This window comes from Corynebacterium sp. ACRPZ (assembly GCF_022346205.1).
GTDB lineage: Bacteria > Actinomycetota > Actinomycetes > Mycobacteriales > Mycobacteriaceae > Corynebacterium > Corynebacterium lehmanniae.
In genome coordinates this window covers 164898-188444 of record NZ_JAKRMR010000003.1, presented here as the reverse complement: position 1 = coordinate 188444, position 23547 = coordinate 164898, and the positions used below count along the sequence as shown (strand labels likewise).

Here is a 23547-nt window from a genome sequence, read left to right as displayed (position 1 = left end):
GGCTAAATCATCTGCTCAATCAAAGCCCGACCGCGATCATGTTCCATCGGATCAACCGCGTCTCTCACCCGGTCAAGCAGTTGAAACGCACGGCATACCCGGAGGAAGTTTTCCAGCGTCGCGCCGTGGCCTTGCTCTAGGCGACGCAACGTGGACACACTCACGTCGGCGCGGTACGCAGCCTGCTCGATCGTGAGACGGTTGAGGCGACGCCAGCGCTGTAGATCTTCGCCGATCTCTATGAGCCCACCTTCGACCGCGCGGGGGGTTCGACGGCTACCCATTTGTGACGTACTCATGCCCATATTCTTTCATATTTGAGTAGTCTGTGGGATTAGAGTTCATGCAGAAGGAGAAGGGTGCCCAAATGAACCGCGAAATCGTCTTCATCGTTTACGTGACCGACATTGATAGATCGGTCGAGTTCTACTCAGACCTCCTGGAGCTGGAAACCGACTTTGTTTCACCCCGCTATGTGACGTTCGCTTTGGCGGACGGTGTGGCTCTCGCACTGTGGACTGGGAACTCCGAAGTGCTTGCAGACGCTCCCGCACGCACCACCGAAGTGTGCCTCAACGTCAACGGGGAAGAAGTCATGGACGTGTTCCAGGCCTGGACTGGCAAGGGGGTCGACGTCATCAAAGAACCCCACCAGGACGTGTTCGGAACGACGTTCGTGGTTGCCGATCCAGACGGGAACCAGATCCGCGTGGCACCTGTCGACTAGCAACGTCGCCGAAAGAGAACCCCCGAACCCCCAGAAAAAACTTTGTCGGACTGACAGGATTTGAACCTGCGACCCCCACACCCCCAGTGTGGTGCGCTACCAAACTGCGCCACAGCCCGATCCGCTACCGAAACGGTAACTGCGCAAATATTACAGCACTGTCATACGGACCCAAAACCGGCAGGTCACCAGACAGTCACCGGTGACACCCCAGGGTTAGCGGACTACGCCGTCGACGTAGACCCACCGCCCGGCGCGGCGCTCGAAGCGGGAGCGCTCCCGCATGACGCCGCCGGGGTGGTGGGCGGCGAATTCGACGACGCCCTCGGCGTCGAAAGGCCCGCCGCCGGTGGTGTCCAGCACTTCCAGGCGGGTAAACGGTTCGCCGGACGGGTCCACGGACAGATCCGCCGGCCGGGTCTCATCCGCCCAAGTCGATGCCACATAGGAGCCCGCGCCGCGCACGTAGGCGGTGTAGCGCGAGCGCATGAGCGCCTCAGCGGTCGGTGCCGCAGAGGAACCGTCGATGTAGCGCCCGCAGCACGCCTCATAGGGCAGGCCCTGCCCGCAGGGGCACAAGCCCCGCACGTCGGCCCACAGACCGGTTGCGCCAGCCATCACTTACCCAGGCGCTCCGCGCGGTGGAGCTTGTTCTGACGGCGGCGGCGCTCAAGCGAGGCGGTCTCCGCAGTTGTTTCGATCTCGCCCTTTTCCACGTACCCATCCACGGTGGAGGAGGCGCCGGCGGCGCGCAGGGTCTCCACCTCATCGTCGGTCAGGTCGCCGTAGAGGGTGATCAGGCGGGTGAAGGTGCCGTCGCCGTTGTGGTTGACTTCCACGCGGACGTCGTCAAGCTGCATGCCCTTGGCCGCCTCACGCACTGCCTGGGAGCAGCTGACGGCGAGCGCGGACATGTACAGGCCGGTGGAGGTGACACCCTGGCCCTTGCCGCCGGTGTTCTTGGAGCGGTCGGTGGTGATCGCGCGGTCGGAGGTGCGCACCACGTCGCCGTACTTCGTGCCACGCGCGGAGTAGGACACGGCGTTGGTGTCCGTGGTCTTCGCAGGGACGAACAGCGGCTGGATGTACTGCTGCGCCCAGGAGCCGATGATGTCGGCGGCGCGCTGCGCGGTGCCCTGGCGGGTGAGCAGGTGGTCCGCCTTGTCCAGCGCCATCAGGGACTTGGGGTAGCGCGCCAGGGAGAAGATGTTCTGGGCGTTGTCGATGCCGACGGTGACGTCGATAGGCGAGTGCACGACAAGCAGCGGCTTGCGCAGCTTGGGCAGGTACTCCTCCGGGTTGGTCTCAGCCAGATCCTCGAGGAACTCGCGCGAAATGGTCAGCTCGCGCCCGCCGAGCACCACGCCGACGGAGCCGTTCGCATCGGCCTCACCGATGGCGTGGGCGTAGTGCAGCACCGAGTGCGCCGGGTCGAACGGCGCGCCGACGGTGGCCACCGCTTTGATCATCTTCTTCAGCTCGGGGCGGGTGGCGGCCTTTAGGGTGGCGGCACCGCCGAGGGAGTGGCCCATGAGCAGCTGCGGGGCCTTGTAGTTCTCTTCCAGCCACAGGGCAGCGGCGACGATGTCGTCCACGTTCTCGGAAAACGAGGTGTCCTTGAACTCGCCCTCGGACTGGCCCAGGCCGGGGAAGTCGAAGCGCAGGGTGGCAATGCCGTGCTCCGTCAGGCGCTTGGCAATGCGGGATGCGCCGGGCGTGTGGCGGGAGCCGGCGAAGCAGTGAGCGAAAATGGCGTAGGCCTGCGCGGGTCCGTCGGGGCGGTCGATGGTCGCAGCCATCATGTGGCCCTTCGACGACGGGACTTTCACATTCATAGACAGCATGGGTAGCCGTTTCCTCCTGCGGCTCGGCGGTTCAACGCAACGGTTACTTTCGCTGCAAGACTAATCGTCGCACCAACTGTTTGGCACGTTGGCGTTATTCTTAGCCCTTATGGGCAAGTTTGACTGGTTCTGGAAGGCCATGGGCTCCACCACGGAGCGCAACAACAAGAAGTCGAAAGCCGTTGTCGCCAACGCGCACGGGTTAATCGAGGAGCTTTCGCTTCTCGACGATGCTTCGCTCGCCTCCGCAGTCGCCTCCACCGTGCGCGACGGGGCCATCGCCGACAAACCGCGTTTTTTGGCCGGGTTGTCCGTCGCCTCCCAGCGCACCCTGGGCATGACGCCGTTTGAGGTGCAGAACCAGGCTGTGCTGCGCCTGCTGGAGGGCGACGTGATCCAGATGGCCACCGGCGAGGGCAAAACGCTCGTCGGCGCGATGGCCGCCACCGGGTTCGCGCTGCAGGGCAAGCGCGTCCACCTGATCACGGTGAACAACTACCTGGCCGCGCGCGACGCGGAGTGGATGCGCCCGCTCGTGGAGTTTTTCGGGTTGACGGTGGCGGCGGTCACGGAGTCGTCGACACGCGAAGAGCGCGTGAGCGCCTACCGCAGCGACGTCATCTACGCGCCGGTGACCGAGATCGGCTTCGACCACCTGCGCGACAACCAGATCACCTCCCGCGAGCTGACCGTGCAGCCGCCTGCCGACGTCGCGCTGGTGGACGAGGCGGACAGCGTGCTCGTCGACGAGGCCCTCGTGCCGCTCGTGCTCGCCGGCTCCGAAGGCTCCAAGCAGGCCACCGGCCAGATCACCGAAGCCGTGTCGAAACTGGACGAAGAGACCGACTACACCATCGACGCCGATGGGCGAAACGCCTTCCTCACCGAGGACGGCGCGGCGACGATCGAACGGCTTTTGGGCATCGACTCGCTCTACTCGGACGAGCACATCGGCACGACTCTTGTGCGTGTGAACCTGGCGCTGCACGCGAAGGCCTTGCTGATCCGCGACGTGCACTACATCGTCGACGACGGCAAAGTCGCGCTTGTGGACGCCTCCCGCGGGCGCGTGGCGGAGCTGCAGCGCTGGCCCGACGGCCTGCAGGCCGCGGTGGAGTCCAAGGAGGGGCTGGACGTGTCCGAGGGCGGGCGCATCCTGGATTCCATCACTTTGCAGGCGCTCATGCGCCGCTACCCGCTGGTGTGCGGCATGACCGGCACCGCGGTGGAGGCGACCGACCAGTTGCGCAGCTTCTACGGCCTGCACGTGTCTGTGATCGACCGCGCCAAGGAGCTGCAGCGTTTCGACGAGGCGGACCGGATCTACGCCACGATGGAGGAGAAGAACTCGGCGATTGTCGAGGAGATCGCCCACCTCAACTCCACCGGCCAGCCGGTGCTCGTGGGCACACACGACGTGGCGGAGTCCGAGGCGCTGGCGGAAGCGCTTCAGGCCCGCGGTATCGCGGCCAACGTGCTCAACGCGAAAAACGACGCGGAGGAAGCCCGTATCGTCGCCGAAGCTGGCGACGTGGGACGCGTGACCGTCTCCACGCAGATGGCGGGCCGCGGCACGGATATCCGCCTCGGCGGCGCGGATGAACGCGACCACGACAAGGTGGCCTCGCTCGGCGGCCTGGCCGTGATCGGCACAGCCCGCCACCGCACCGCGCGCCTAGACAACCAGCTGCGCGGCCGCGCCGGCCGTCAGGGCGACCCGGGGCTGAGCGTGTTCTTCGTCTCCCTGGACGACGACATTGTCACCTCCGGCGGCGACGGGGAGCAGTTCTCCGCCCAGCCGGAGGCGGACGGGCGTATCACCGGCAACCGCGCCCAGAGTTTCATCGAGCACTGCCAGCGCGTCACCGAAGGCCAGCTTTTGGAGATCCACTCCCAGACCTGGAAGTACAACAAGCTGCTGGCGGACCACCGAGACATCCTGGACGAGAGGCGCGCCGCGTTGCTGGACACGGACACCGCGTGGCGCGAACTGTCGGAGCGCTCCCCGCAGCGCGCCGCCGAGCTTTCGCACCTGCCGCAGGACGTGCTCGAGCAGGCGGCCCGGGAGATCATGCTGTTCCACCTGGACGCCGAGTGGTCCGAGCACCTGGCGCTCATGGACGACGTCCGCGAGTCCATCCACTTGCGCGCCATCGCGCGCGAAACGCCGATCGACGAGTACCACCGCATCGCCGTGCGCGAGTTCAAGGACTTGGCCAACCGGGCGGTCGCCGCGGCGGTAGAAACATTCAATACCGTGGACATTGACGCCGACGGCGCGCACCTGGCGGACGCTGGGTGGAAGCGCCCGAGCGCGACGTGGACGTACATGGTGTCCGACAACCCGTTGGCGGGTTCCGGCAACTCGGTCATTTCCGGTATCGGCAACATTTTCCGCTAGGGATTATCCGGTAGCCGCCCCTCGCGGCGGGCCGGACGCTATTATGGCGAGAGATCTCAACCACGACTCGAAAGTCAGGAGTTACCCATGAGCGACAACACGCCGCAGAACCAGGTCGAAACCACCTCGGTATTCCGCGCAGACCTGCTCAAGGAGATGGAGTCCGGAGCTGCGACGTCTGCGGACTCCGCCGCCGGTGCGGACCAGCTGTCGGATGGGGAGGCACTCCTCGTAGTCAAGCGTGGCCCGAACGCGGGTGCGCGTTTCCTGCTGGACCAGGATTCCACCACTGCGGGCCGCCACCCGGAGGCCGACATCTTCCTCGACGACGTGACCGTGTCTCGTCGCCACGCAGAGTTCCGTCGCAACGACGGCGGTTACGAAGTCGTGGACGTGGGCTCGCTCAACGGCACCTACGTCAACCGCGAGCCGCGCAACTCCCAGGAGCTGACCAACGGCGACGAAATCCAGATTGGTAAATTCCGTCTGGTCTTCATCACCGCCGGCAACTAGTTAGAGAAGAGTTCGATCACGTGAGCGCAATCCGTCAAACGGCACCAGCCGCTACCCCCGCGAAGCCGGCGAAGGCCGCCAAGGCAACCAAGACCGCGAAAACGATGTCCATCGGCGTGGTGCTTGAGCGTCTGCGCACCGAGTTCCCGGACGTGACCGTCTCCAAGATCCGCTTCCTCGAGTCCGAGGGGCTGATCACTCCGCAACGCACCGCCTCGGGCTACCGCCGCTTCACCGAGGAAGATGTGGAGCGTCTGCGCTACATCCTGGTCACCCAGCGCGACAACTACCTGCCGCTGAAGGTCATCCGCGAGCAGCTCGAGGCGATGGATTCCGGCCACGTCACCGCGATCCTTACCGCCGGCGAGTCCGAGCCGATGATCTCCCCGGAGAACTTCCGCGCACCGGCGGCGACCCAGCTGACCGACGCGGACGTGGCGGAGCAGGCCCAGGCGGATCCGTCGACGGTGGAGGAGTACATCAAGGTCGGGCTGATCACCCCGGATGCTGCCGGGTTGTTCAATGCCGACGACGTTCGTACCGTCACCACCGCGCTGTCGCTGTCCGAATTCGGCTTCGACGCCCGCCACCTGAAGACGCTGCGCACCGCCGCGGCCCGCCAGGCCGACATGATCAACCAGGTTGCGGAGCCGGTGTCGAAGTCCGGCAAGGTCACCGCGAAGCAGAAGGCCGAAGAGATCGGCCAGCAAATGTCCGCGTTGGTTGTCTCCCTGCACGCGTCGCTGGTGAAGAACGAGCTGCGCAAGCAGCTGGGGAGCTAATGGAGGCCGTCAACCTCATCGGCGTTTTTCCGGTCGGACCGGAAGATTTCCTGTGCGCGCTGCTGCAGCGGCCCACGAACGGGCGTTGCATTCCGGTGTGGCTGCCGCCGATGGAAGGCGCCGAGCTCGCCGCGCGCCTGGACGGCTGGGCGCCGAACCGTCCGCGGCCCGTCGACGCGATCGCCGAGCTCATCCGCACCTCCACCAACGGCGCGGACAGCCTCGAACTTTCCAGCTACGTCAACGGCACCTTTATGGCCACCCTGACAATCTACGGTGGCGCTGAGATTGACCTGCGTGCTTCGGATGCGCTGCTTCTAGCCAGCGAGCTGGACATGGAGCTGACTGTCGACGACACGGTCGCCGCCCAAGCCTCGGTATACCTGTCGCAAGAGGACGCGGAGCGTTACCTGCAGGCGGAGATCGAGATCGAAGACTTCGCAGACGAGTCCGTCTCCGCCAGCGGCGACGCCCAGGCTGACGCGGACTTCGAGGCGCTGATGCGCAGCCTCGGGGTGGAGGACTCGGATTTGGGGGAGGATAACCCCAAGGAGGGGTAAAACCCTCAAGTATTCCTTGAGAGTTTCGGCGTGTTACGCATGTGACTATTGACCAGCTCCGTATGCTTACCCTTTAATAGTCATTAGGCTTCGAGCTAACTTTCATGGGAGTAATTACGTGAGCATCATCGAGGAAAATCAGGACGGCCTGTTCGACGCTGTGCAGGAGTCGCTTTTCGACGTCGGCCCGTCCGACGAAGTCGGCTACCGCGTGCCGATCGCCTGCCAGGTCGCCGGCATCACCTACCGTCAGCTCGACTACTGGGCACGCACCGGCCTGGTGCGCCCGTCCATCCGCGGCGCTAAGGGCTCCGGCTCTCAGCGCCTGTACTCCTTCAAGGACATCCTGGTCCTGAAGATCGTCAAGGGTCTGCTCGACACCGGTATCTCGCTGCAGAACATCCGCCTCGCAGTGGACAAGCTGCGTGACCGCGGTGTGTCCGACATCGCCGAGATCACTCTCGTCTCCGACGGCGTGACCGTCTACGAGTGCCGCTCCAACGAGGAGATTATCGACCTCCTCGGCGGCGGCCAGGGCGTGTTCGGCATCGCCGTGCCGCAGATCATGAAGGAACTGACCGGCACCATCTCCGCGTTCCCGTCGGAGCGCGTCACCGAGGACGACGCCGACAACGTCATTGGCTTCGACGAGCTGGCGGACCGCCGCCGTCGCAAGACCTCCTAAGCGAAGCGTTTAGGCCCGGGCTGGGATCACTCCCACCAGCCCGGGCCTTTTTCTATGTCCTCGCCGCACAGACCCTGGGAGGCAGAGCCTGCGATCGCTCGATTTTCGCCCGATCCCAGGCTTAGGATCCCAGGGTCTGTCGCAGGGGGGGTGGCTGACCGGATGCCTACAGGCCGGATGCCTGCTTCACGGCGCCGTCGATGCCGTCGGCTTGCTTCGCATCCACGGTCTTCGCGGACAGGGCCTCGACCGCCTTGTCAGCCACGCCCTCGCCGACGCGCACGACGGTGATCTCCACCTTGTCGCCGGCCGCGCCTCGCACTGCGTCTTCGAAGGCCTTGTCGTCGCCGGCATCGGCTGTGCCAGTGGTGACCAGGACGACGCGGGTCTTTGCCTCACCAGCGCCGTAGGCGCCTGCGGCTGCCTCGACGGCCTGGCGGGTCTGGGGCACGCCGCCGGTGAGGAAGCGTCGCACCGCCACGGCGACGGAGTCGGCGTCGGGGGAGACGCTGATGTTCTGGCGATAGCCCACTACAACGCCCGGGTTCAGCGGGGAGGAGTAGTTCCACAGGCCGACCTGCTTGCCCTTGCCCCCGAGCTCGAGCGCGGCGTTTGCGATGGCGTCCTTCGCCGGCTGGAGGTACGGGCTCATCGCGTCGGAGGTGTCTAGGAGGAACAGGGTGTTCTCGGGCTGCAGGGCGCCGGCATTGGCACTGGCGGCGTCAGCGCCGTCGCCGCCAGCCGCCTTGTCGGCGTCGGCGCCGTCCTGCGCGTCGCCGTCCTTCTTCGCGTCCGATGTGATGGCCTCGCCGCCGGCGGGCAGGGCAGCGGCCCACACCAGGTCGGAGACGGCTGGCTGGTCGTTGGCGGTGCCGTCGAAACGCTCGGAGGCGAAGCGGGCGAAGTCCTGGCCCGCGCGGGCCTGGTTCTCATCGACCTTGTCGTTCTGGTTCAGCGGAAACGCGGTGTAGACGGCGTCGGCACCGACCGGGGTGAACTTCAGGCCTTCCGGCACGGCGTCCTCGGCGGTGGCGAGGTACTCGCCGGCATCCGCGTTGAGCTCGTCTGCGCCGCCGATGCGCTGATCGGTCAGCGCCTGCACGGCGTCGTTGTCGTTGCCGGCCACCTTTGATGCCACCAGGGCGGAGGCTGCAGACTCTTCGGATACGGGGAAGCGGACCTTGTCCACGGTCAGGTCCTCGAGCTTGACCTCGTCCTTGCCGGCCACGCCGACGGCTTCGCTGTACGCAGCCTTCGGGTCAGATACGGCGGGGGTGCGACCGGCGCTCTCCAGCGACTGGTGGGTCACCGCCGTGTTCGGGGCGATAAACACCGCGGCGTCGGCAACAGAGTCGACCAGCTGGGGCTTGACGCAGTAGTCGCGGACGACGGGGGAGGACGCACCGTAGGCGTCCACAAGCGCTTGGCCCGCGCCCTTGTCGGAGGCCGTAACAGGAAGCACGAGCTCGCCCGCGACGCAGTCCTTCGTCTGCGCCTCAGTGCTGCCAGCATCGTCGCCGCGGCTGGTCAACCACCAGATCACGGCCGCCGCGATCAGGGCCAGCACCACCAGTAAGGCGATGAGCTCTCCGGACAGCCTGTAGTTGTTTTTGCCGCTTGCGTGCTTCGCCACCGGAATCGCCGCCTTTTTCGATCGAACGAGTGAAAACCGTCTTCGAGTCTAGCCGTGATAGGCGGCGTCGATGACCGCGACAAGCCGCTGGCGCAGCGGTTGTGCGCGGCGGCTGAGCTCGCGCTGGCAGGCTACGTACTCCGCCTTGCCCTCGGGCGTTTCCACAGCCACCACGCCGAAGCCCAAGCTCCGGCAGTCGTACGGGGAGGCCTCCATGTCCAGGCGCCGGGCGTCGGCGGCGAGCTCGAAACAGTCCATCAGCAGCTCGCCGGGCACGAGCGGGCCGAGCTTCATCGCCCACTTGTACAGGTCCATGCTCACGTGCACGCAGCCGGCCTGGTCGTTGTCGGGTTGCCCCTCGCGCGTGAGCACCGTGAGGTTCAGCGGCCGCGCCGCAGGGGTGAAAAACCGGAAGGCGTCGAAATGCGTGCACTTGACGTTGTGCGCCTCCACCACGGCGTTCGTGCCCTCCGCCCCCAGGCGCAGCGGCAGGCTGTGGCGCGGGCTGTCCGTGCGATACACCATCGCCCACTCGTGCATGCCGAAGCAGTCGAAGTGGGCTTCACGCCTATCGACGGACCGAAGGATGGCCTCCGCCTCCTCCACGTCGCCTCTGCGGTGGGTGAGGAACCGTTGGACGTCGAGAAGCACAGTGCCCTTGTTGCAGACATAGTCGCGCCAGCCGGCGTGGGGGAGCGAACCGGCGTCTTCGAGCGCGACGCCGACGCCCGGGTGCCAGCGCTTCAGGTGGGCGGGGCGCTGAGGGTAGTAATCGAAGAGGAAATCCCACACCGGGTGATACTTGCCACGTGCCCGGCGCGCCACCCTTGGCGCGGTCCAGCGTTCGGCGCGGGCGGCGTGAGCTGCGATGCGCGGCATGTACTCCTCGGGGGTGAGTACCTGCATTTACTCGCCCTCGTGGGTCCAGTCGGACACCGTGCCCACGTATTCCTCGATGAGGTCTTCCAGCGCGACCACGCCGACGAGTTTGCCGTTGTCGTGCACCTCCGCCATGTGCGCGGAGCGGCGGTGCAGCAGCGCGAGCGCGTCGTCCATGGACTGGGCGGCGTCGACTGTAGTCAGCGGGCGGATGCGCTTGAGCGAGACCCGCGGATCGCCCTGCGGGAACTCCATCAGGTCCAGGATGTCCTTGACGTGGACGTAGCCGGCGAGCGAGCTGGCGTCGATGCGGACAGGGAAGCGGGAGTAGCCGGTGTCTTGGACCGCCTGCTCGATGACGGAGAGGCGGATGCCGCGCGGGTCGTACGGGATCGTCGTGACCTGGGCCAGCGGGATCATGGCTTCCTTGAGCTGGCGGGAGTCCTGGCGCAGCGCCTTGGCCAGGCGCACGGTCTCTTCGGCGTCCAGGAGGCCCTCCTCGCGCGACTCCTGGATCATGGTGGCGAGCTGTTCCTGGTCCACGGTGGATTCGAGCTCGTCGCGCTGCTCGATGCCGAACAGCAGCAGCGTCTTGCGCGCGACCCAGTTGAGGAATTCCAGCAGCGGATGCGTGAGCTTCATCCACAGCGTCATCGCAGGGGTCAGCCACATCGCCATGCGTTCCGGGCCCGCGATGGCAATGTTTTTCGGCACCATCTCGCCGAACAAGATGTGCAGAAACGAGATGATGAGCAGGGCGAGCACGAACGCGACGGGGTGCAGCAGGTCGCCGGGCATGCCCAGCGCCTCAAACGGCGCCTCGATGTAAGAGGCGATCGCAGGCTCGGCCACCTTGCCCAGAATCAGCGACGCCACCGTGATGCCGAACTGTGCGCCGGCGAGGTAGATCGAGAGGTGTTCGGTGGCGTAGAGCACGCCCTCAGCCTTGGTTTTGCCCTGCGCAAGGAGCGACTCCAAGCGGTCCTTGCGGGAGGAGACGAGTGCGAATTCGACGGCCACGAAGAACGCGTTGGCGCTGAGCAGCGCGACGATCAGCAGTGCTGCCAACCAGATACTCACTTGGTGTCCACCGCCTCTCCAACTTCGCCTGCTTCCTCGGGCGGGACCGGGCGCAGCAGCGCGCGGTCGATGCGGCGGCCGTCCATCTCGGAGACCTGCGCCAGCCAATTGCCGGCGCCGCCGGATTGCAGCTCCTCCTGGAAATTCGCCGCGGAGGCGGTGCGCAGCACGACCTCGTCGCCGAGCTCGGGGATGCGGCCCAGCGTGGCCATGATCAGGCCGCCGAGGGTTTCGTAGGGACCGTCCACGGCGGCGAACCCGGTGCGTTCCTCCAACTCGTCGAGACGCACGAGGCCCGCAACCTCCCAGGACGTGCCGAAGCGGGTGAAGTCCTTCTCGCTTTCTTGGTCGTCGTACTCGTCGTAGACCTCACCGAGGATCTCCTCCACAAGGTCCTCGATGGTGACCAGGCCCTGGGTGCCGCCGTACTCGTCGGCCACCAGCACCACCTGAGAGCCTGCGGAGCGCACGCGGTTGAGCACCGAGTCGCCATCGAGCGTGCCCGGCACGAACGGCACCCGACGTGCAAGGGAAGCCAACTTCGTCGTGGAGCGGAACTCGTGCGGCACCGAGAAGGCGTCCTTGATGTGGACCACGCCGAGGGTGTCGTCCAAGTCGCCGCGGCGCACCGGGAAGCGGGAGTGGCCAGTCTCGCGCGCGAGGGTGATCAAATCCGCGACGGTGTCGTCCGCGTCCAGTGAATCAATGGTTGAGCGCGGCGTCATCACTTCCTCAGCCGTCGTCTCGCCGAAACGCAACGAACGGTCGATCACGGCGGCAGTAGCCGCATCCAAACCGCCCGCTTCAGCGGAGTTGCGCACCATCGCGCCGAGCTCCTGGGAGGACCGGGCGGACGCGAGCTCGTCGGCAGGCTCGATGCCCATCTTGCGCACCACCCAGTTCGCGGCGGTGTTGAGAAACAGGATGAACGGCTTGGTCGCCGTGTTGAAGTAGTGCACGGGCGGCACCACCGTGCGGGCCGTGTTCAACGGGTCCGTGATGGCCACGTTTTTCGGCACCAACTCGCCGAACACCATGGACAAAAACGTCGCCACCACCAGCGCGAGGACGAGCGCGACAGTGGTGGACGCGCTTGCAGGCAGTCCGACGAGCTCGAGGACCGGGGTGAAGAATTTGCCCAGCACCGGCTCTGCGAGGAAACCGGCGGCAAGGGTGGTCACCGTGATGCCCAACTGCGCGCCGGAGAGCACGAACGAGAGGTTTGCGTGGTCGCGCGCAATCGCCCGCGCTGTGGCGTCGCCCCGCTCCTTGACGTGGGCGTCGATGGTGGAGCGTTCCAGGCCCGTCATGGCGAATTCGATCGCGACGAAAAGCCCGGTCGACGCCGTGAGCAGCACGAACGCTAGTAGGGCGAGGATGGATAAGAGTATGTCCATGGATGGTGGTCTGTGCCTTAGCGGCCGCTACTCCTTCGACTTCGGTCCGTGCGGCGGGCGCGGTTGCGGTTGTTGCTTCCGCCGCGGCTGGCATTGCGGCTCCGGTTGCCGCCTGCTTTGCGGTTGCCGGAGGCAGCGGTCCTCTTCGGCCGCTGGGGTTGGCCCGGCGGAGGAAGCGGCGTGCCTTCCGGTGTGCGTGCACCGGTGATTGTAACCAAGGATTCCGAAAGCGGAGCCACCCTGACCTCGGGCGCGTCCACGCCGGCCTTGCGCAGAAGCTGCGCGACTTCCTTGGCTTGGTCGTCCATCACGAGGGTGACCACGGTTCCGGACGTGCCGGCTCGTGCTGTGCGTCCTGCGCGGTGCAGGTACGCCTTGTGCTCCGCGGGCGGGTCCACGTGCACGACCAGGGAGACGTCGTCGACGTCGATGCCGCGGGCCGCGATGTCCGTGGCCACCAACACAGGGGTGGAGCCGTCGGCGAAGCCCTCCAGCGCTCGTGTGCGCGCGCCCTGGCCCTTGTCGCCGTGGAGGCCTTGGGCGTGGATGCCGGCGCGGCGCAGCTTTTTCACCTGGCGGTCCACGCCGTGCTTCGTGCGCATGAACATGATGGTCTTGCCCTCGCGCGCCGCGATCTGCAGCGCGATCTCGTTGCGCTCCTCGCGGCCGCCCACCATGAGGCGGTAATGGTCCATCGTGTCTACCGCCGCCTGCACCGGGGCGGTGGAGTGGGTGACGGGGTCGTGCATGTAGCGGGCGATGAGCTTTTCCACGTCACCGTCGAGGGTGGCGGAAAACAGCAGGCGCTGACCGTCCTTCGGGGTGCGGTCCAAAAGCTTGCGCACCTGCGGTAGAAAGCCCATGTCCGCCATCTGGTCCGCCTCATCCAGGGCAGCAATTTGCACCGAATCGAAGGACAGCTTCTTCTGGTTGATCAGATCCTCGGCACGGCCGGGGGTGGCCACCAGCAGGTCCACCGGGGACGCGAGCGAGCGGATGTGGTGGTTGATGTTCACACCGCCCACAACATCGAGCACGCGCAGGCCGAGCGCGGCCGCGGGGTCCTCGAGGCGTTCGCGGATTTGCGAGGCGAGCTCGCGCGTCGGCGCCAGAACAAGGCCGCGCGGGTGGCCCGGGGTGCTCGGAGCGCCTGCGAGACGAGCCAGCATGGGCAGGCCGAACGTGAAGGTCTTGCCGGAGCCTGTCGGGCCGCGGCCCAGCACGTCCTTGCCGGCCAGCGCGTCGGGGATCGCCGCTTCCTGGATGGGGAAGGGCTCTGTGATGCCTTGCTTGCCCAGGACGTTGACAATGGCCCGGGGCAAACCGAGATCGGCGAATGTAGTCATTCAGTGCAGTCTACGCGGTCGGACGAAAGGGGAGAAGCCGAGCTAGTAGCTCAGTTCCTCGCGCTCGCCGGACCACGTGGTGTGGAACGTGCCCTCCATGTCCACGCGCTTGTAGGTGTGGGCGCCGAAGAAGTCGCGCTGGCCCTGGATCAGCGCAGCCGGCAGGCGCTGCGCGCGCAGCGAGTCGTAGTAGGACAGCGAGGACGCGAACACCGGCACCGGCAGGCCCAGCTGGGTTGCGGTGACAACCACGCGGCGCCAGGAATCGACCAGGCCCTTGTCCAGCTCGCCCTTGAAGTACGGGTCCAAAAGCAGCGACGGCAGCTCCGGGTCCTTTTCGTAGGCCTCGGTGATACGGTCGAGGAACTTCGCGCGGATGATGCAGCCGCCGCGCCAAATGCGCGCGAGATCGCCGGGCTTGATGTCCCAGTTGTGTTCCTGGGAGCCGGCGTTGATCTCGTCGAAGCCCTGCGCGTACGCCACCAGCTTGGAGGCGTACAACGCGCGCCGCACGTCCTCGACGAACGATTGCTTATCGACGCTTCCGGCCTCCAACGTCGTCGTCTCACCCGCAGGCAGACCGACCTCCTGGGCCGCCTCGCGCTGAGCCAGCGCAGACGACAGCGCGCGGGCGAAGACGGCCTCGCCGATGGCGGTGGTGGGAACCCCGAGGTCCAGCGCTTCCTTGACCGTCCAGCGGCCGGTGCCCTTCTGGCCGGCGGCGTCCACGATGACGTCGATGAACGGTTTGCCGGTGCGCGCGTCCACCTGGCGCAGCACCTCCGCGGTGATCTCGATGAGGTAGGAGTCCAGGTCGCCCTTGTTCCACTCCGTGAAGATGTCCGCGATCTCCGCCGGCTCGAGGCCCGCCGCGTAGCGCAGCAGGTGGTAGGCCTCGCCGATGACCTGCATGTCCGCATACTCGATGCCGTTGTGCACCATCTTGACAAAGTGGCCGGCGCCGTCCGGGCCGATGTGGGTCACGCACGGGGTGCCGTCCACCTTCGCGGAGATGTCCTCTAGCAGCGGCCCGAGAGTCTCCCAGGATTCCACCGGACCGCCCGGCATGATCGACGGGCCGCGCAGCGCACCCTCCTCGCCGCCGGAGATGCCGGCGCCGACGAAATGGCGGCCAGCTGCAGCGACTTCACGTTCGCGGCGGATGGTGTCCGTGAACAGGGAATTGCCGCCGTCGATGATGATGTCGCCGTCGTCCATGGCCTCCACGAGCTGCTTGATCACTGCATCTGTGGCGGCGCCGGCCTGCACCATGATCACTGCCTTGCGGGGGCGCTCCAGCGATGCGACGAAGTCCTCGATCGACTCGGAGGGGATGAAATTGCCCTCGTGGCCGAACTCTTCAACGACCGCGCGGGTCTTTTCCGGGGAGCGGTTGTAGATGGCCACGGTGTGGCCCTTGGACGCGAAATTGCGGGCAAGGTTGGAGCCCATCACCGCCATGCCGACAACACCGATTTGAGCGAGCTGGTCACCGTTGTGTTCTGCAGTCATACGCCGGATTCTACGCGGGGTGCGCCCGCTTTCGCCCGTAAGATTGGCCGGCATGGACATGGAGAAGAATCTGCGCCTGTACCGAGAGGTCATCGAGGCCCCTCTGACGGAAGAAGAGCTGTCCTACATCAATTCCGGCGAGTTTGATTTCGCCCAGACGCTGGGGTTGAAGCTGACGTACTGCTCCAAAGACCGCCTCGATGGGGCGCTGGAGGTGGAGCAGCGCCACCTGCAGCCCACCGGCATCGTCAACGGCGGACTGTACTGCGTGATCGGGGAGACGCTTGCCTCCATCGCAGCCGTGGCGGCGAGCGCGAAGCCTGCAGTAGGCATGAGCAACTACACCGACCTGCTCGGCAGCGTGCAGCTAGGCCAGACGATTCGCGCGGTGGCCGAACCCGTGCACGTCGGCAAGCGCACGCACCTGTGGCGCGTGGAGATGACAGCCGACGGCAAGCTGGCCGCCGTAACCAACCTGAAGCTGATGGTGCTGGACCGCTAGCTACAGCCAGTTGTTCTTGCGGAACCACCACCACATCGCGGAGATGGCCAAAAGCATGACCAAAAGCGCGGCGGGGTAGCCGTAGCGCGACCCAAGCTCCGGCATGTGCTCGAAGTTCATGCCGTAAATGCCCGCGATCAGCGTCGGCACCGCGGCCATGCCGACGACAGCGGAGATGGTGCGCATGTCCGAGTTCTGCTGCATGGTGATCTTGGCTACCGACGCATCGAGCAGCGACGTCAGACGCTCGTCGAAGCCGGACAGGCGGTCGCTGACGATCGTGGAGTTGTCCTGCACGTCCCGGAAGTAGGTGCGCAGGACCTTACGCATGAAGTCCTTGTTGCTGGTCAGGCCGTTACGCAGGGCAGGAGCGAGCGGATCGATTGCGTGCCGCATCTCCAAAATCTCACGCTTGTAGGTGTAGATCTTGTCGATGTTGATGGTGCGGCGGGGCGTGAACACCTCATTTTCCAACTCGTCCACGTCGTCCTCGAGCAAGTCGGCGACCTTGAGGTAGTTATCCACCAGGTAGTCCGACACCGCCCAAGCGACGGCGGTGGGGCCGAGCACGGCGAGATCTTCTTCGTCCTCAAGCTTTGGCGTGAGGTCCGGCAGGCGAGCACCGTGACGAATGGTGATGGCGAACTTTTCGCCGACGATCATCTGCACCTCGCCGGTGGAAATGATTTCGCGGGCGTCCGCGACCTCTTCATCGTCGCGGTAGGACACGGACCGCACAACCATGAACAGTTGCTCGTCGTGTCGCTCGATCTTCGGGCGCTGGTGCGCATCCACGACGTCGTCGACGACCAGGTCCTCGATGTCGAAGACCTCCGCGATCTTCTCCATCTGCTCCGTGGTCGGCTCTTTCAAGCTCAGCCACACGAAGGCGTTTTCGTAGCGCTCCACAACCTCGAGCGCGTGCGACATCCGCACATTGCCGGGCTGGCGCTTGCCGTCCACGAAGACGCGGCAGAAATCGATCTGGCGCTCGAGGGGGACCGGGATGCTGCGCGTGGGGGGCTGTACCTTCTTCGGTCGTTGACCCGGCATTGGAATACGTGGTGGCATTGCTTCAGCCCCCTTTCACTCGTGCGAGGGGCCGGTAGCAATGCAGGATCTTGGCGCTGCGGCGCAGTGGCCCCCGTGCGGCGGGAGAGTGCGCCCCTGGCGCGCTCGACAACTTAGGTAATACTACGCTGATCGCGACGGTTGTCTAGCGGGGGTGCGCCCGGGTGTCCACCCGGGCGAAAAGCCGCTAGAACACCGTCAGCCCGCGGCTGCGGAAGATGTCTCGCGCGTGCTCGACAGCCTCCGGGCTGGGGGGCTTGACGTCCGCCAGCTCATAATCCAGCCCGATCTTTTCCCACTTATCGGCGCCCATGTTGTGGAAGGGGAGCACCTCGACGCGCTCCACGGTGCCCTTCCAACGCGCGACAATGTCGGCGACGTTCCGGATGTTCTCTTCGCTGTCCGTCAGACCGGGCACCAGCACGAAGCGGATCCACACGGGCTTGCCTTTCGCATGCAACCGGTCGCCGAAGTCGATCGTCGGCTGCAGCTGGCGGGCAGTCACGTGCTCGTACGTTTCCGAATCGCCGGACTTCACGTCCAACAGGAACAGGTCGATATTGTCCAGGTCCTCGTCGGTGAGTCGCGCACCAAGAAAGCCGGACGTGTCGATCGTGGTGTGCACGCCCGCGTCGTGCACCGCCTTCAGCAGGCGGCGCGTGAACGCGATCTGGAACAGCGGCTCGCCGCCAGAGAGCGTGAGCCCGCCACCGGAAGCGCTGAAGACCGGCTTGTAGCGCAGCACGCGACGCACGACATCGTCGATACGCTCGAGCGTGCCTTCCTTCATTTCCATCGTGTCCGGATTGTGGCAGTACTTGCACCGCAGCGGGCAACCGGACAAGAAGATGGTCATCCGGGTGCCGGGGCCGTCGACAGCTGTGACCAGCTCCCACGAGTGGATGAGGCCGATTTCGCCCGTGCGGCGGGCCTCGAACAGCTCGGGGCGGGTGATCTCCAGGTCGTCGGTGGACAGTCCGCCTAAACCGGCAGCGACGCCGCGCACGCGCTCGCCCTGCTCGGGCGAAAGCGTGACGACGCCGCTAGTTCCGTCCTGCGCCATATATTAAGCGCCCTTGTGGAAGGTACGGGAGATAACGTCGCGCTGCTGCTCCTTCGTCAGCTTGACGAAGTTGACAGCGTAGCCGGAGACGCGAACGGTGAGGTTCGGGTAGTTCTCCGGGTGCTCCATTGCGTCCTCCAGCGTGGACTCGTCCAGCACGTTGATGTTTGCGTGGTACAGGCCAGAGTCCATGTGGTGAGCGGAACGGGAAGCCTTCATGGAAGCGAGGCGCTCGTCGAAAGTAGGGGTAGCCATGATGTTGTCTCCTTCAGAGTGAAAAGGTGGATGGGGAAGTCTTGGTTAGGCGGGGTTGATGACCGAGTCGGCGTTGTCCATGATGAAGCCTGCATCCAGGACACCGACCAGGTTGGTCACCTGCTCCTCCTTGTTGCGGCCCAAGCCCGTCGGAGTGATCGTGTTGGTCAGCGAGATGCCGTCCAGCGCGTCGTTGTAGTCGAGCTTGCCCACGGAGAGCATGGACGCGACCATACCGTGGTTGTCCGCGCCGTTCTCCGGGTTAGCGCCCGGTGCGAACGGGGTACCAGCCTTGTGGCCGGAGGGGAACGAACCGGTTGCCTTGCCGTAGACCACGTTGGAGGTGATGGTCAGCACCGACTGGGTCGGGATGGCGTCGCGGTACAGCGGGATGGCCTTGATCTTCTGCATCACCGTGTGCACCACCGTGGCGGCAATGTCGTCCGCGCGATCGTCGTCGTTGCCGTAGAACGGGAACTCGCCTTCGGTGATGTAGTCGACGACCAGGCCGGTCTCGTCGCGGACCGGGGTGACCTTGGCGTACTTAATCGCGGAGAGGGAGTCCGCCACGATAGACAGGCCGGCAATGCCGCAGCCCATGGTGCGGACGATGTCGGAGTCGTGCAGCGCCATCTCGATGGACTCGTAAGCGTAGCGGTCGTGGCAGTAGTGGATGATGTTCAGCGCTTCGACATAGGTGCCGACAACCCAGTCGAGCATCTCCTCGTACTTCTGCCACACCTCGTCGAAGTCCAGCGGGCCGTCGCCCTGGATCGGGGTGTGGTCGCCGTCGGTGACCTGCTTGCCGCTGACCTCGTCGCGGCCGCCGTTGATGGCGTAGAGCAGAGCCTTCGCTGCGTTGACGCGGGCGCCGAAGAACTGCATCTGCTTGCCCACCTTCATCGGGGACACGCAGCAGGCGATGGCGGCGTCGTCGCCCCACTGGCCGCGGATCTGCTTGTCAGACTCGTACTGCAGAGACGAAGTCTCGATGGAGATTGCGGCGCAGAATTCCTTGTAGCCCGCCGGAAGCTCCGGGTCCCAGAAGATGGTGATGTTCGGCTCCGGCGCCGGGCCGAGGTTACGCAGCGTCTGCAGCAGGCGGAACGAGGTCTTGGTCACCTGGTGACGGCCGTCCTCGGAGAAGCCGGCGTCGGACCAGGTTGCCCAGTACGGGTCGCCGGAGAAGATCTGGTCGTAGTCCTCGGTGCGCAGAAAGCGCACGATGCGCAGCTTGATCACCAGTGCGTCGATGATCTCCTGGGCCTCAACCTCGGTCAGGGTGCCGTTGGCCAGGTCGCGCTCGAAGTACGCGTCCAGGAAGGGGGAGAGGCGGCCAATGGACATGGCGGCGCCGTCCTGGCTCTTCACAGAGGCGAGGTAGCCGAAGTAGGTCCACTGCACGGCTTCCTTCGCGTTGGTTGCCGGGCCGGAGATGTCGAAGCCGTAGTCTGCGGCCATCTTCTTCAGCTTCTTCAGCGCCTTGATCTGCTCGGCGTGCTCCTCGCGGTAGCGTGCCCAGTGCTCAGAGAAGCCCTTCTCCACGGACGCGTCCTTGGCCTGCTGCTTTTCCTCGATGAGGAAGTCCACGCCGTAGAGCGCCACTCGGCGGTAGTCGCCGATGATACGGCCGCGGCCGTAGGCATCCGGAAGACCGGTGACGATGTGGGAGGAACGGGCTGCGCGGATGCGCGGAGTGTAGATATCGAAGACAGCGTCGTTGTGGGTCTTGCGGTACTGGGTGAAGATCTTCTTCACGTCCGGGTTGACCTCTTTGCCGGCCTCCTTGATGGCCTGCTCGACCATGCGCCAGCCACCGTTGGGCATCATCGCGCGCTTGGTCGGGGTGTCCGTCTGCAGGCCGACGATGACATCGTCGTCATCCGAGATGTATCCCGGCTTGAACGCGTCGATGTCGGCGGGGGTTTCGGTGTCGACGTCGTAGACGCGGCGCTCGCGTTCGACGGCGAGGTAGTTCTTGTCCAGGTAGTCCCACAGGCGCAGCGTCTTCTCGGTGGCGCCTTCGAGGAACGAAGCATCCCCGTCGTACGGGGTGTAGTTGCGCTGGATGAAATCGCGAACGTCGATGCGTTCCATCCACGGTCCCGGCGTGAAGCCTTCCCACGCGCGGTTTTCGGTTTGCGGCTCTGTAGAAACAGTCACAGTTGCACAGTCCTTCGGTAAAGCTTATGAGGATCTCTCGCGGCTGCACTTGCCCAATCAACATGCCCATGTACTTTCAAAGCGCGGGCCGCTCACACACGATTGTAGGGGACGTGAGAACAATAAAGGTAATACGATAGGTGTGATTCTTCCCACTCGAATGGTTACGCTCTAAGCGGGACGAAAAATGGCCCCGAGCCTGGGTAAACAGGTTCGGGGCCGGGGGAGAGGCGCGGCTACAGCACGCCCGGAAAAAGGCGAGGGACTACTTCTCGTTGTCCAGTTCAGAGACCTCAAGCTGGCCCTCAGTTACCGCCAGGTTGTGGCGGGCACGGGAGAAGGCGTTGGTGGTCCACTCGGTGGCAGCCACAAGACGGTTGCGGGTGCCAGTGAGGAAGGACAGGTGCACGCCCAGCCACATCAGCCAACCGATGAAGCCGGTGATCTCCACCTTGCCCATCTTCACCACAGCGTTGAAGCGGTTGATGATGGCCATGGAGCCCTTGTCGAAGTACTCGAACGGGTCGCGGCTCTCCGGTGCGACGTCGTGCTCGACCTGCTCCTTGATGATCTTGCCGACGTACGCGCCGGACTGGATGGCCACCTGCGCCACACCCGGGAGACGGTCGCGGCTCATCATGTCGCCGACGATGAAGACGTTCGGATCGTCGCCGACAGACAGGTCGGCGTTGACCGCGACCTTGCCCGCGCGGTCTGCTTCAACGCCGAGCTGGTCTGCGACCTGCTTGCCCAGCGGGGAAGCGGCCACACCGGCGGACCAGATCTTGGTCGGGGTGCTGATGGTGGTCTCCTGCTCGGACTTCATGTCCTTGTAGGTCACGCTCTCTGCATCCACGTTGGTCACCATCGCGTTGAGGATGACGGTCACGCCGGCCTTCTCAAGCTCGCGCTGCGCCTTCTTGCCCAGGCGCTTGCCAAACGGCGGCAGCACCTGCGGAGCGCCGTCAAGGAGGTAAATCTTGGCCTGCTCGGTGCTAAAGGAGTAGCGGCCGGAGGTGAACGCGCGGTGCGCCATCTCTGCCACCTGGCCAGCCAGCTCCACACCGGTCGGGCCAGCGCCGACGATGACGAAGGTCAGCTGGCGGTCGCGCTCTTCCGGGGTCTCGGCAAGCTCGGCGCGCTCGAAGGCGGCGATGAGGCGGGCGCGGATCTCAAACGCGTGGTCCAGCGTCTTCAGGCCCGGAGCGAACTCGGCGAAGTGGTCGTTACCGAAGTAAGACTGGCCAGCGCCGGCGGCGACGATGAGCGAGTCGTAGGAGAAGGTCGATTCCTTGCCGCCCTCGACGGAGGTGACGGTCTTCGCCTTCACGTCAACCGTTTCTACGGTGCCGCGCACGACGCGGACGTTCTGCTGGTTGCTGAACATCTGGCGCACGTCGCCGGTGATCTCACCGGAGGACATCAGGCCGGTTGCCACTTGGTACAGCAGCGGCGGGAAGAGGTGGTGGTTGGTGTTATTGATCAGCGTGATGTCGACGTCTGCATCTGCGAGCTCCTTTGCCGCGTTCACGCCGCCAAAACCTGCGCCCACGATGACGACGTGGTGGCGGCTACCTTCGGGGCGGTACACCTGAGAGGCCATGAGTGATATCTCCTCGGGTCAATGACGTAATTAATCGGAACGGCATACATAGTACGCGCCCGCCAGCAAACCGCGCGGCCAGGCTCCGCCGTGGCACTCCGCATCTGAGCTGCCGGCGCAGTAGCATCCGAGGAATGTCCGAGAGCACTCCCGCGAACACCCCAGCGCACCTACAGTCGGTCGATGCAGACGCTTGGCCGGGAGTGGCTTCAGTGCCGCAGCCAGGCAGATTACGCACGAGGCTTGCGGAGGCGGGCTTTGCCCGCGCGTGCGCGAAAGCGGGACTGTCCTTCGAGGGCGACGGCGCGGATCTCACGGTTGAGCGCGCGGAGGTGTTCCAGCGCATCGCCGCGAGCGGGTGGGTCGGGCTCGCGGAGGGCTACATGGCGGGAGAGTGGTCGACCGGGGGTTCGCAGCAGCTTGTCGACGTCCTCACGGCCCTCCTGCGCACCGGCTACCTCCCGCGCACCCGTAGGGTGGACGCGGTGCGGCCCGCGACACCGGGCGAGCTGCCGCCGGACTTGGTGGCCCATTTTTCCGGAGACGGGCTGAGCGCATTTCAGGGCCATTTTTCCACCGGCGTTGCCACCACTGAGCGCATGCGGGTGAAGTCGCACACCAAAGGTGCTGGTAGAGGCCGTGAACCTCGGGATCATTTCGTCGACGTGACGGAATTCGGGTCCCCGTTAGAGTCTGACCGCGCGGACCTGAAGGACGCGCAAACCCGCAGCGTACGAGCTATTTTGGACCTTTTGGGGGCGGGTGCGGGTACGCACCTGTTGGAGTATCCGTCCGGCGGCGGAGCGGTTGCTTTCGCCGCGGCAGAACGGGGCGCGACTGTAGATGCGGTCGTGCGCGACGCCCGCCTGTATGCGGCCATGCGCGAGCAGCTCGTGCTGGCAGGCACGGACGGATCGGTCACTGTGGACCGCATCGCGGAAGGCCCGGACGCTGTGGCAAAGCAGCGCCGCGGGGTCTATGACGCAGTTGTGAGCATGGAGATGCTGGAGACGATGCCACGGCGACAGCAGCGGCAGTATCTGCTCGCTGTGGACGCGTTGCTGGGCCAGGGCGGCAGAGCCAGTCTGCAAACCGTGGTGCGCGCCAAGGCGTACAACCGGACGGCGGATCTCGCGTTGGAGTCTCTGCGGGCGTACATCTGGCCGGGGTTGCATTTCACGACGGCTGCGGAGATCGGCAAGACGGTCGACCGCGAGACGGATCTGCGCGTTGTGGCGCAGACGTCGGCGCCGGAGCATCTCGCGGCGTCGTTGCGCCTGCAGCGCATCACGTTCGACGGCAAGCTGCGCGACGCGGCGGCAGACGGCTACGACGCCGTGTTCCGCCGCCTGTGGGTGTGGCAGTTCGCGTTACGTGAAGCGATGGCGCGGCTGGGGATGATCGATCTGGCTCAGATCACGTTGGCGCGGCGGAACAGGAGAGGCCGTCGCTAGGTAGGAGTCCAGCCACCAGAACCGTACTTGACATAATGTACATTATCGGACAGTTTTATACGATGGAACCATAAAAG

The 23547-nt window shown here is 65.3% G+C and carries 22 protein-coding genes and 1 tRNA gene; 8 read left to right on the top strand and 15 right to left on the bottom strand.

What is annotated here, in order from left to right; all coding sequences use genetic code 11:
• Positions 1-2: 2 nt before the first annotated feature.
• Complete coding sequence (locus tag MHX64_RS03480; protein WP_168160601.1) at positions 3-299, bottom strand: helix-turn-helix domain-containing protein; 297 nt, start codon at positions 297-299, stop codon at positions 3-5.
• Between the two features lie 44 nt (positions 300-343).
• Between MHX64_RS03480 and MHX64_RS03475 the strand changes: the two genes are divergently transcribed.
• Positions 344-727: a VOC family protein gene (locus MHX64_RS03475; protein WP_239355735.1), complete on the top strand. Its 384-nt coding sequence runs from the start codon at positions 344-346 to the stop codon at positions 725-727.
• A 45-nt stretch (positions 728-772) separates the two neighbouring features.
• Here the strand turns inward: MHX64_RS03475 and MHX64_RS03470 are convergent.
• The 3 genes from MHX64_RS03470 to MHX64_RS03460 form a co-directional block, all read right to left on the bottom strand.
• A tRNA-Pro gene (locus MHX64_RS03470) sits at positions 773-846 on the bottom strand.
• A 97-nt stretch (positions 847-943) separates the two neighbouring features.
• The gene (locus tag MHX64_RS03465) at positions 944-1345 is read right to left on the bottom strand and encodes a YchJ family protein (RefSeq protein WP_239355736.1); all 402 of its coding nucleotides are present in this window, start codon (positions 1343-1345) and stop codon (positions 944-946) included.
• Positions 1345-2571 carry an alpha/beta fold hydrolase gene (locus MHX64_RS03460; RefSeq protein ID WP_239355737.1) on the bottom strand — a complete coding sequence of 409 codons (1227 nt, stop codon included), beginning with the start codon at positions 2569-2571 and terminating at the stop codon, positions 1345-1347. The genes MHX64_RS03465 and MHX64_RS03460 overlap by 1 nt, the downstream gene beginning before the upstream one ends.
• Positions 2572-2680: 109 nt before the next feature.
• On the opposite strand from MHX64_RS03460, the gene secA2 reads away from it, so the two are divergent.
• The 5 genes from secA2 to MHX64_RS03435 all read left to right on the top strand — a co-directional run bounded on the left by secA2 (position 2681) and on the right by MHX64_RS03435 (position 7512).
• Positions 2681-4972 (top strand): accessory Sec system translocase SecA2, encoded by a 2292-nt coding sequence (secA2, locus tag MHX64_RS03455; RefSeq protein ID WP_239355738.1) that lies wholly within the window; start codon positions 2681-2683, stop codon positions 4970-4972.
• An 87-nt stretch (positions 4973-5059) separates the two neighbouring features.
• The gene (odhI, locus tag MHX64_RS03450) at positions 5060-5485 is read left to right on the top strand and encodes an oxoglutarate dehydrogenase inhibitor Odhl (RefSeq protein ID WP_070473817.1); all 426 of its coding nucleotides are present in this window, start codon (positions 5060-5062) and stop codon (positions 5483-5485) included.
• Between the two features lie 20 nt (positions 5486-5505).
• Complete coding sequence (locus tag MHX64_RS03445) at positions 5506-6267, top strand: MerR family transcriptional regulator (RefSeq protein WP_370642054.1); 762 nt, start codon at positions 5506-5508, stop codon at positions 6265-6267.
• Positions 6267-6827, top strand: a complete 561-nt coding sequence (locus MHX64_RS03440) for a bifunctional nuclease domain-containing protein (RefSeq protein ID WP_239306582.1) — start codon at positions 6267-6269, stop codon at positions 6825-6827. Before MHX64_RS03445 ends, MHX64_RS03440 begins: the two co-directional genes overlap by 1 nt.
• A 127-nt stretch (positions 6828-6954) precedes the next feature.
• Complete coding sequence (locus MHX64_RS03435; RefSeq protein ID WP_181889576.1) at positions 6955-7512, top strand: MerR family transcriptional regulator; 558 nt, start codon at positions 6955-6957, stop codon at positions 7510-7512.
• 166 nt (positions 7513-7678) lie between these two features.
• Here MHX64_RS03435 and MHX64_RS03430 read toward each other — a convergent pair whose 3' ends face one another.
• From MHX64_RS03430 to gndA, 6 genes are read right to left on the bottom strand one after another with little or no spacing between them, the layout of a single operon-like run.
• A complete protein-coding gene (locus tag MHX64_RS03430; RefSeq protein WP_239355739.1) occupies positions 7679-9145 on the bottom strand; it encodes a vWA domain-containing protein in 1467 nt (488 codons plus the stop codon).
• 48 nt (positions 9146-9193) lie between these two features.
• Positions 9194-10051 carry a 3-methyladenine DNA glycosylase gene (locus tag MHX64_RS03425; RefSeq protein WP_239355740.1) on the bottom strand — a complete coding sequence of 286 codons (858 nt, stop codon included), beginning with the start codon at positions 10049-10051 and terminating at the stop codon, positions 9194-9196.
• Positions 10052-11104 carry a hemolysin family protein gene (locus tag MHX64_RS03420; RefSeq protein WP_239355741.1) on the bottom strand — a complete coding sequence of 351 codons (1053 nt, stop codon included), beginning with the start codon at positions 11102-11104 and terminating at the stop codon, positions 10052-10054.
• Positions 11101-12501 (bottom strand): hemolysin family protein, encoded by a 1401-nt coding sequence (locus tag MHX64_RS03415; RefSeq protein WP_239355742.1) that lies wholly within the window; start codon positions 12499-12501, stop codon positions 11101-11103. The genes MHX64_RS03420 and MHX64_RS03415 overlap by 4 nt, the downstream gene beginning before the upstream one ends.
• Positions 12502-12518: 17 nt before the next feature.
• Positions 12519-13847 carry a DEAD/DEAH box helicase gene (locus MHX64_RS03410; RefSeq protein ID WP_239355743.1) on the bottom strand — a complete coding sequence of 443 codons (1329 nt, stop codon included), beginning with the start codon at positions 13845-13847 and terminating at the stop codon, positions 12519-12521.
• Positions 13848-13889: 42 nt separating this feature from the next.
• Positions 13890-15359: an NADP-dependent phosphogluconate dehydrogenase gene (gene gndA / locus MHX64_RS03405; protein WP_239355744.1), complete on the bottom strand. Its 1470-nt coding sequence runs from the start codon at positions 15357-15359 to the stop codon at positions 13890-13892.
• A 52-nt stretch (positions 15360-15411) separates the two neighbouring features.
• Here gndA and MHX64_RS03400 point away from each other — a divergent pair, with 52 nt between their 5' ends.
• Positions 15412-15861 carry a PaaI family thioesterase gene (locus tag MHX64_RS03400; RefSeq protein WP_239355745.1) on the top strand — a complete coding sequence of 150 codons (450 nt, stop codon included), beginning with the start codon at positions 15412-15414 and terminating at the stop codon, positions 15859-15861.
• Here MHX64_RS03400 and MHX64_RS03395 read toward each other — a convergent pair whose 3' ends face one another.
• From MHX64_RS03395 to MHX64_RS03375, 5 genes are all read right to left on the bottom strand, one after another.
• Positions 15862-16932 carry a magnesium and cobalt transport protein CorA gene (locus MHX64_RS03395; RefSeq protein WP_181888405.1) on the bottom strand — a complete coding sequence of 357 codons (1071 nt, stop codon included), beginning with the start codon at positions 16930-16932 and terminating at the stop codon, positions 15862-15864.
• 187 nt (positions 16933-17119) lie between these two features.
• The gene (gene pflA / locus MHX64_RS03390) at positions 17120-17995 is read right to left on the bottom strand and encodes a pyruvate formate-lyase-activating protein (protein ID WP_181888406.1); all 876 of its coding nucleotides are present in this window, start codon (positions 17993-17995) and stop codon (positions 17120-17122) included.
• Between the two features lie 3 nt (positions 17996-17998).
• The gene (gene grcA2, locus MHX64_RS03385; RefSeq protein WP_181888407.1) at positions 17999-18250 is read right to left on the bottom strand and encodes an autonomous glycyl radical cofactor GrcA2; all 252 of its coding nucleotides are present in this window, start codon (positions 18248-18250) and stop codon (positions 17999-18001) included.
• Between the two features lie 45 nt (positions 18251-18295).
• Entirely contained in the window at positions 18296-20347 is a 2052-nt protein-coding gene (locus MHX64_RS03380; RefSeq protein WP_255710979.1) for a pyruvate formate lyase family protein, read from the bottom strand.
• A gap of 331 nt (positions 20348-20678) precedes the next feature.
• Positions 20679-22016, bottom strand: a complete 1338-nt coding sequence (locus tag MHX64_RS03375) for an NAD(P)/FAD-dependent oxidoreductase (protein ID WP_181888409.1) — start codon at positions 22014-22016, stop codon at positions 20679-20681.
• 212 nt (positions 22017-22228) lie between these two features.
• Here MHX64_RS03375 and MHX64_RS03370 point away from each other — a divergent pair, with 212 nt between their 5' ends.
• On the top strand, positions 22229-23470 hold the full coding sequence (locus tag MHX64_RS03370) for a class I SAM-dependent methyltransferase (RefSeq protein ID WP_239355747.1): 1242 nt from the start codon (positions 22229-22231) through the stop codon (positions 23468-23470).
• The last annotated feature ends 77 nt before the right edge of the window (positions 23471-23547 follow it).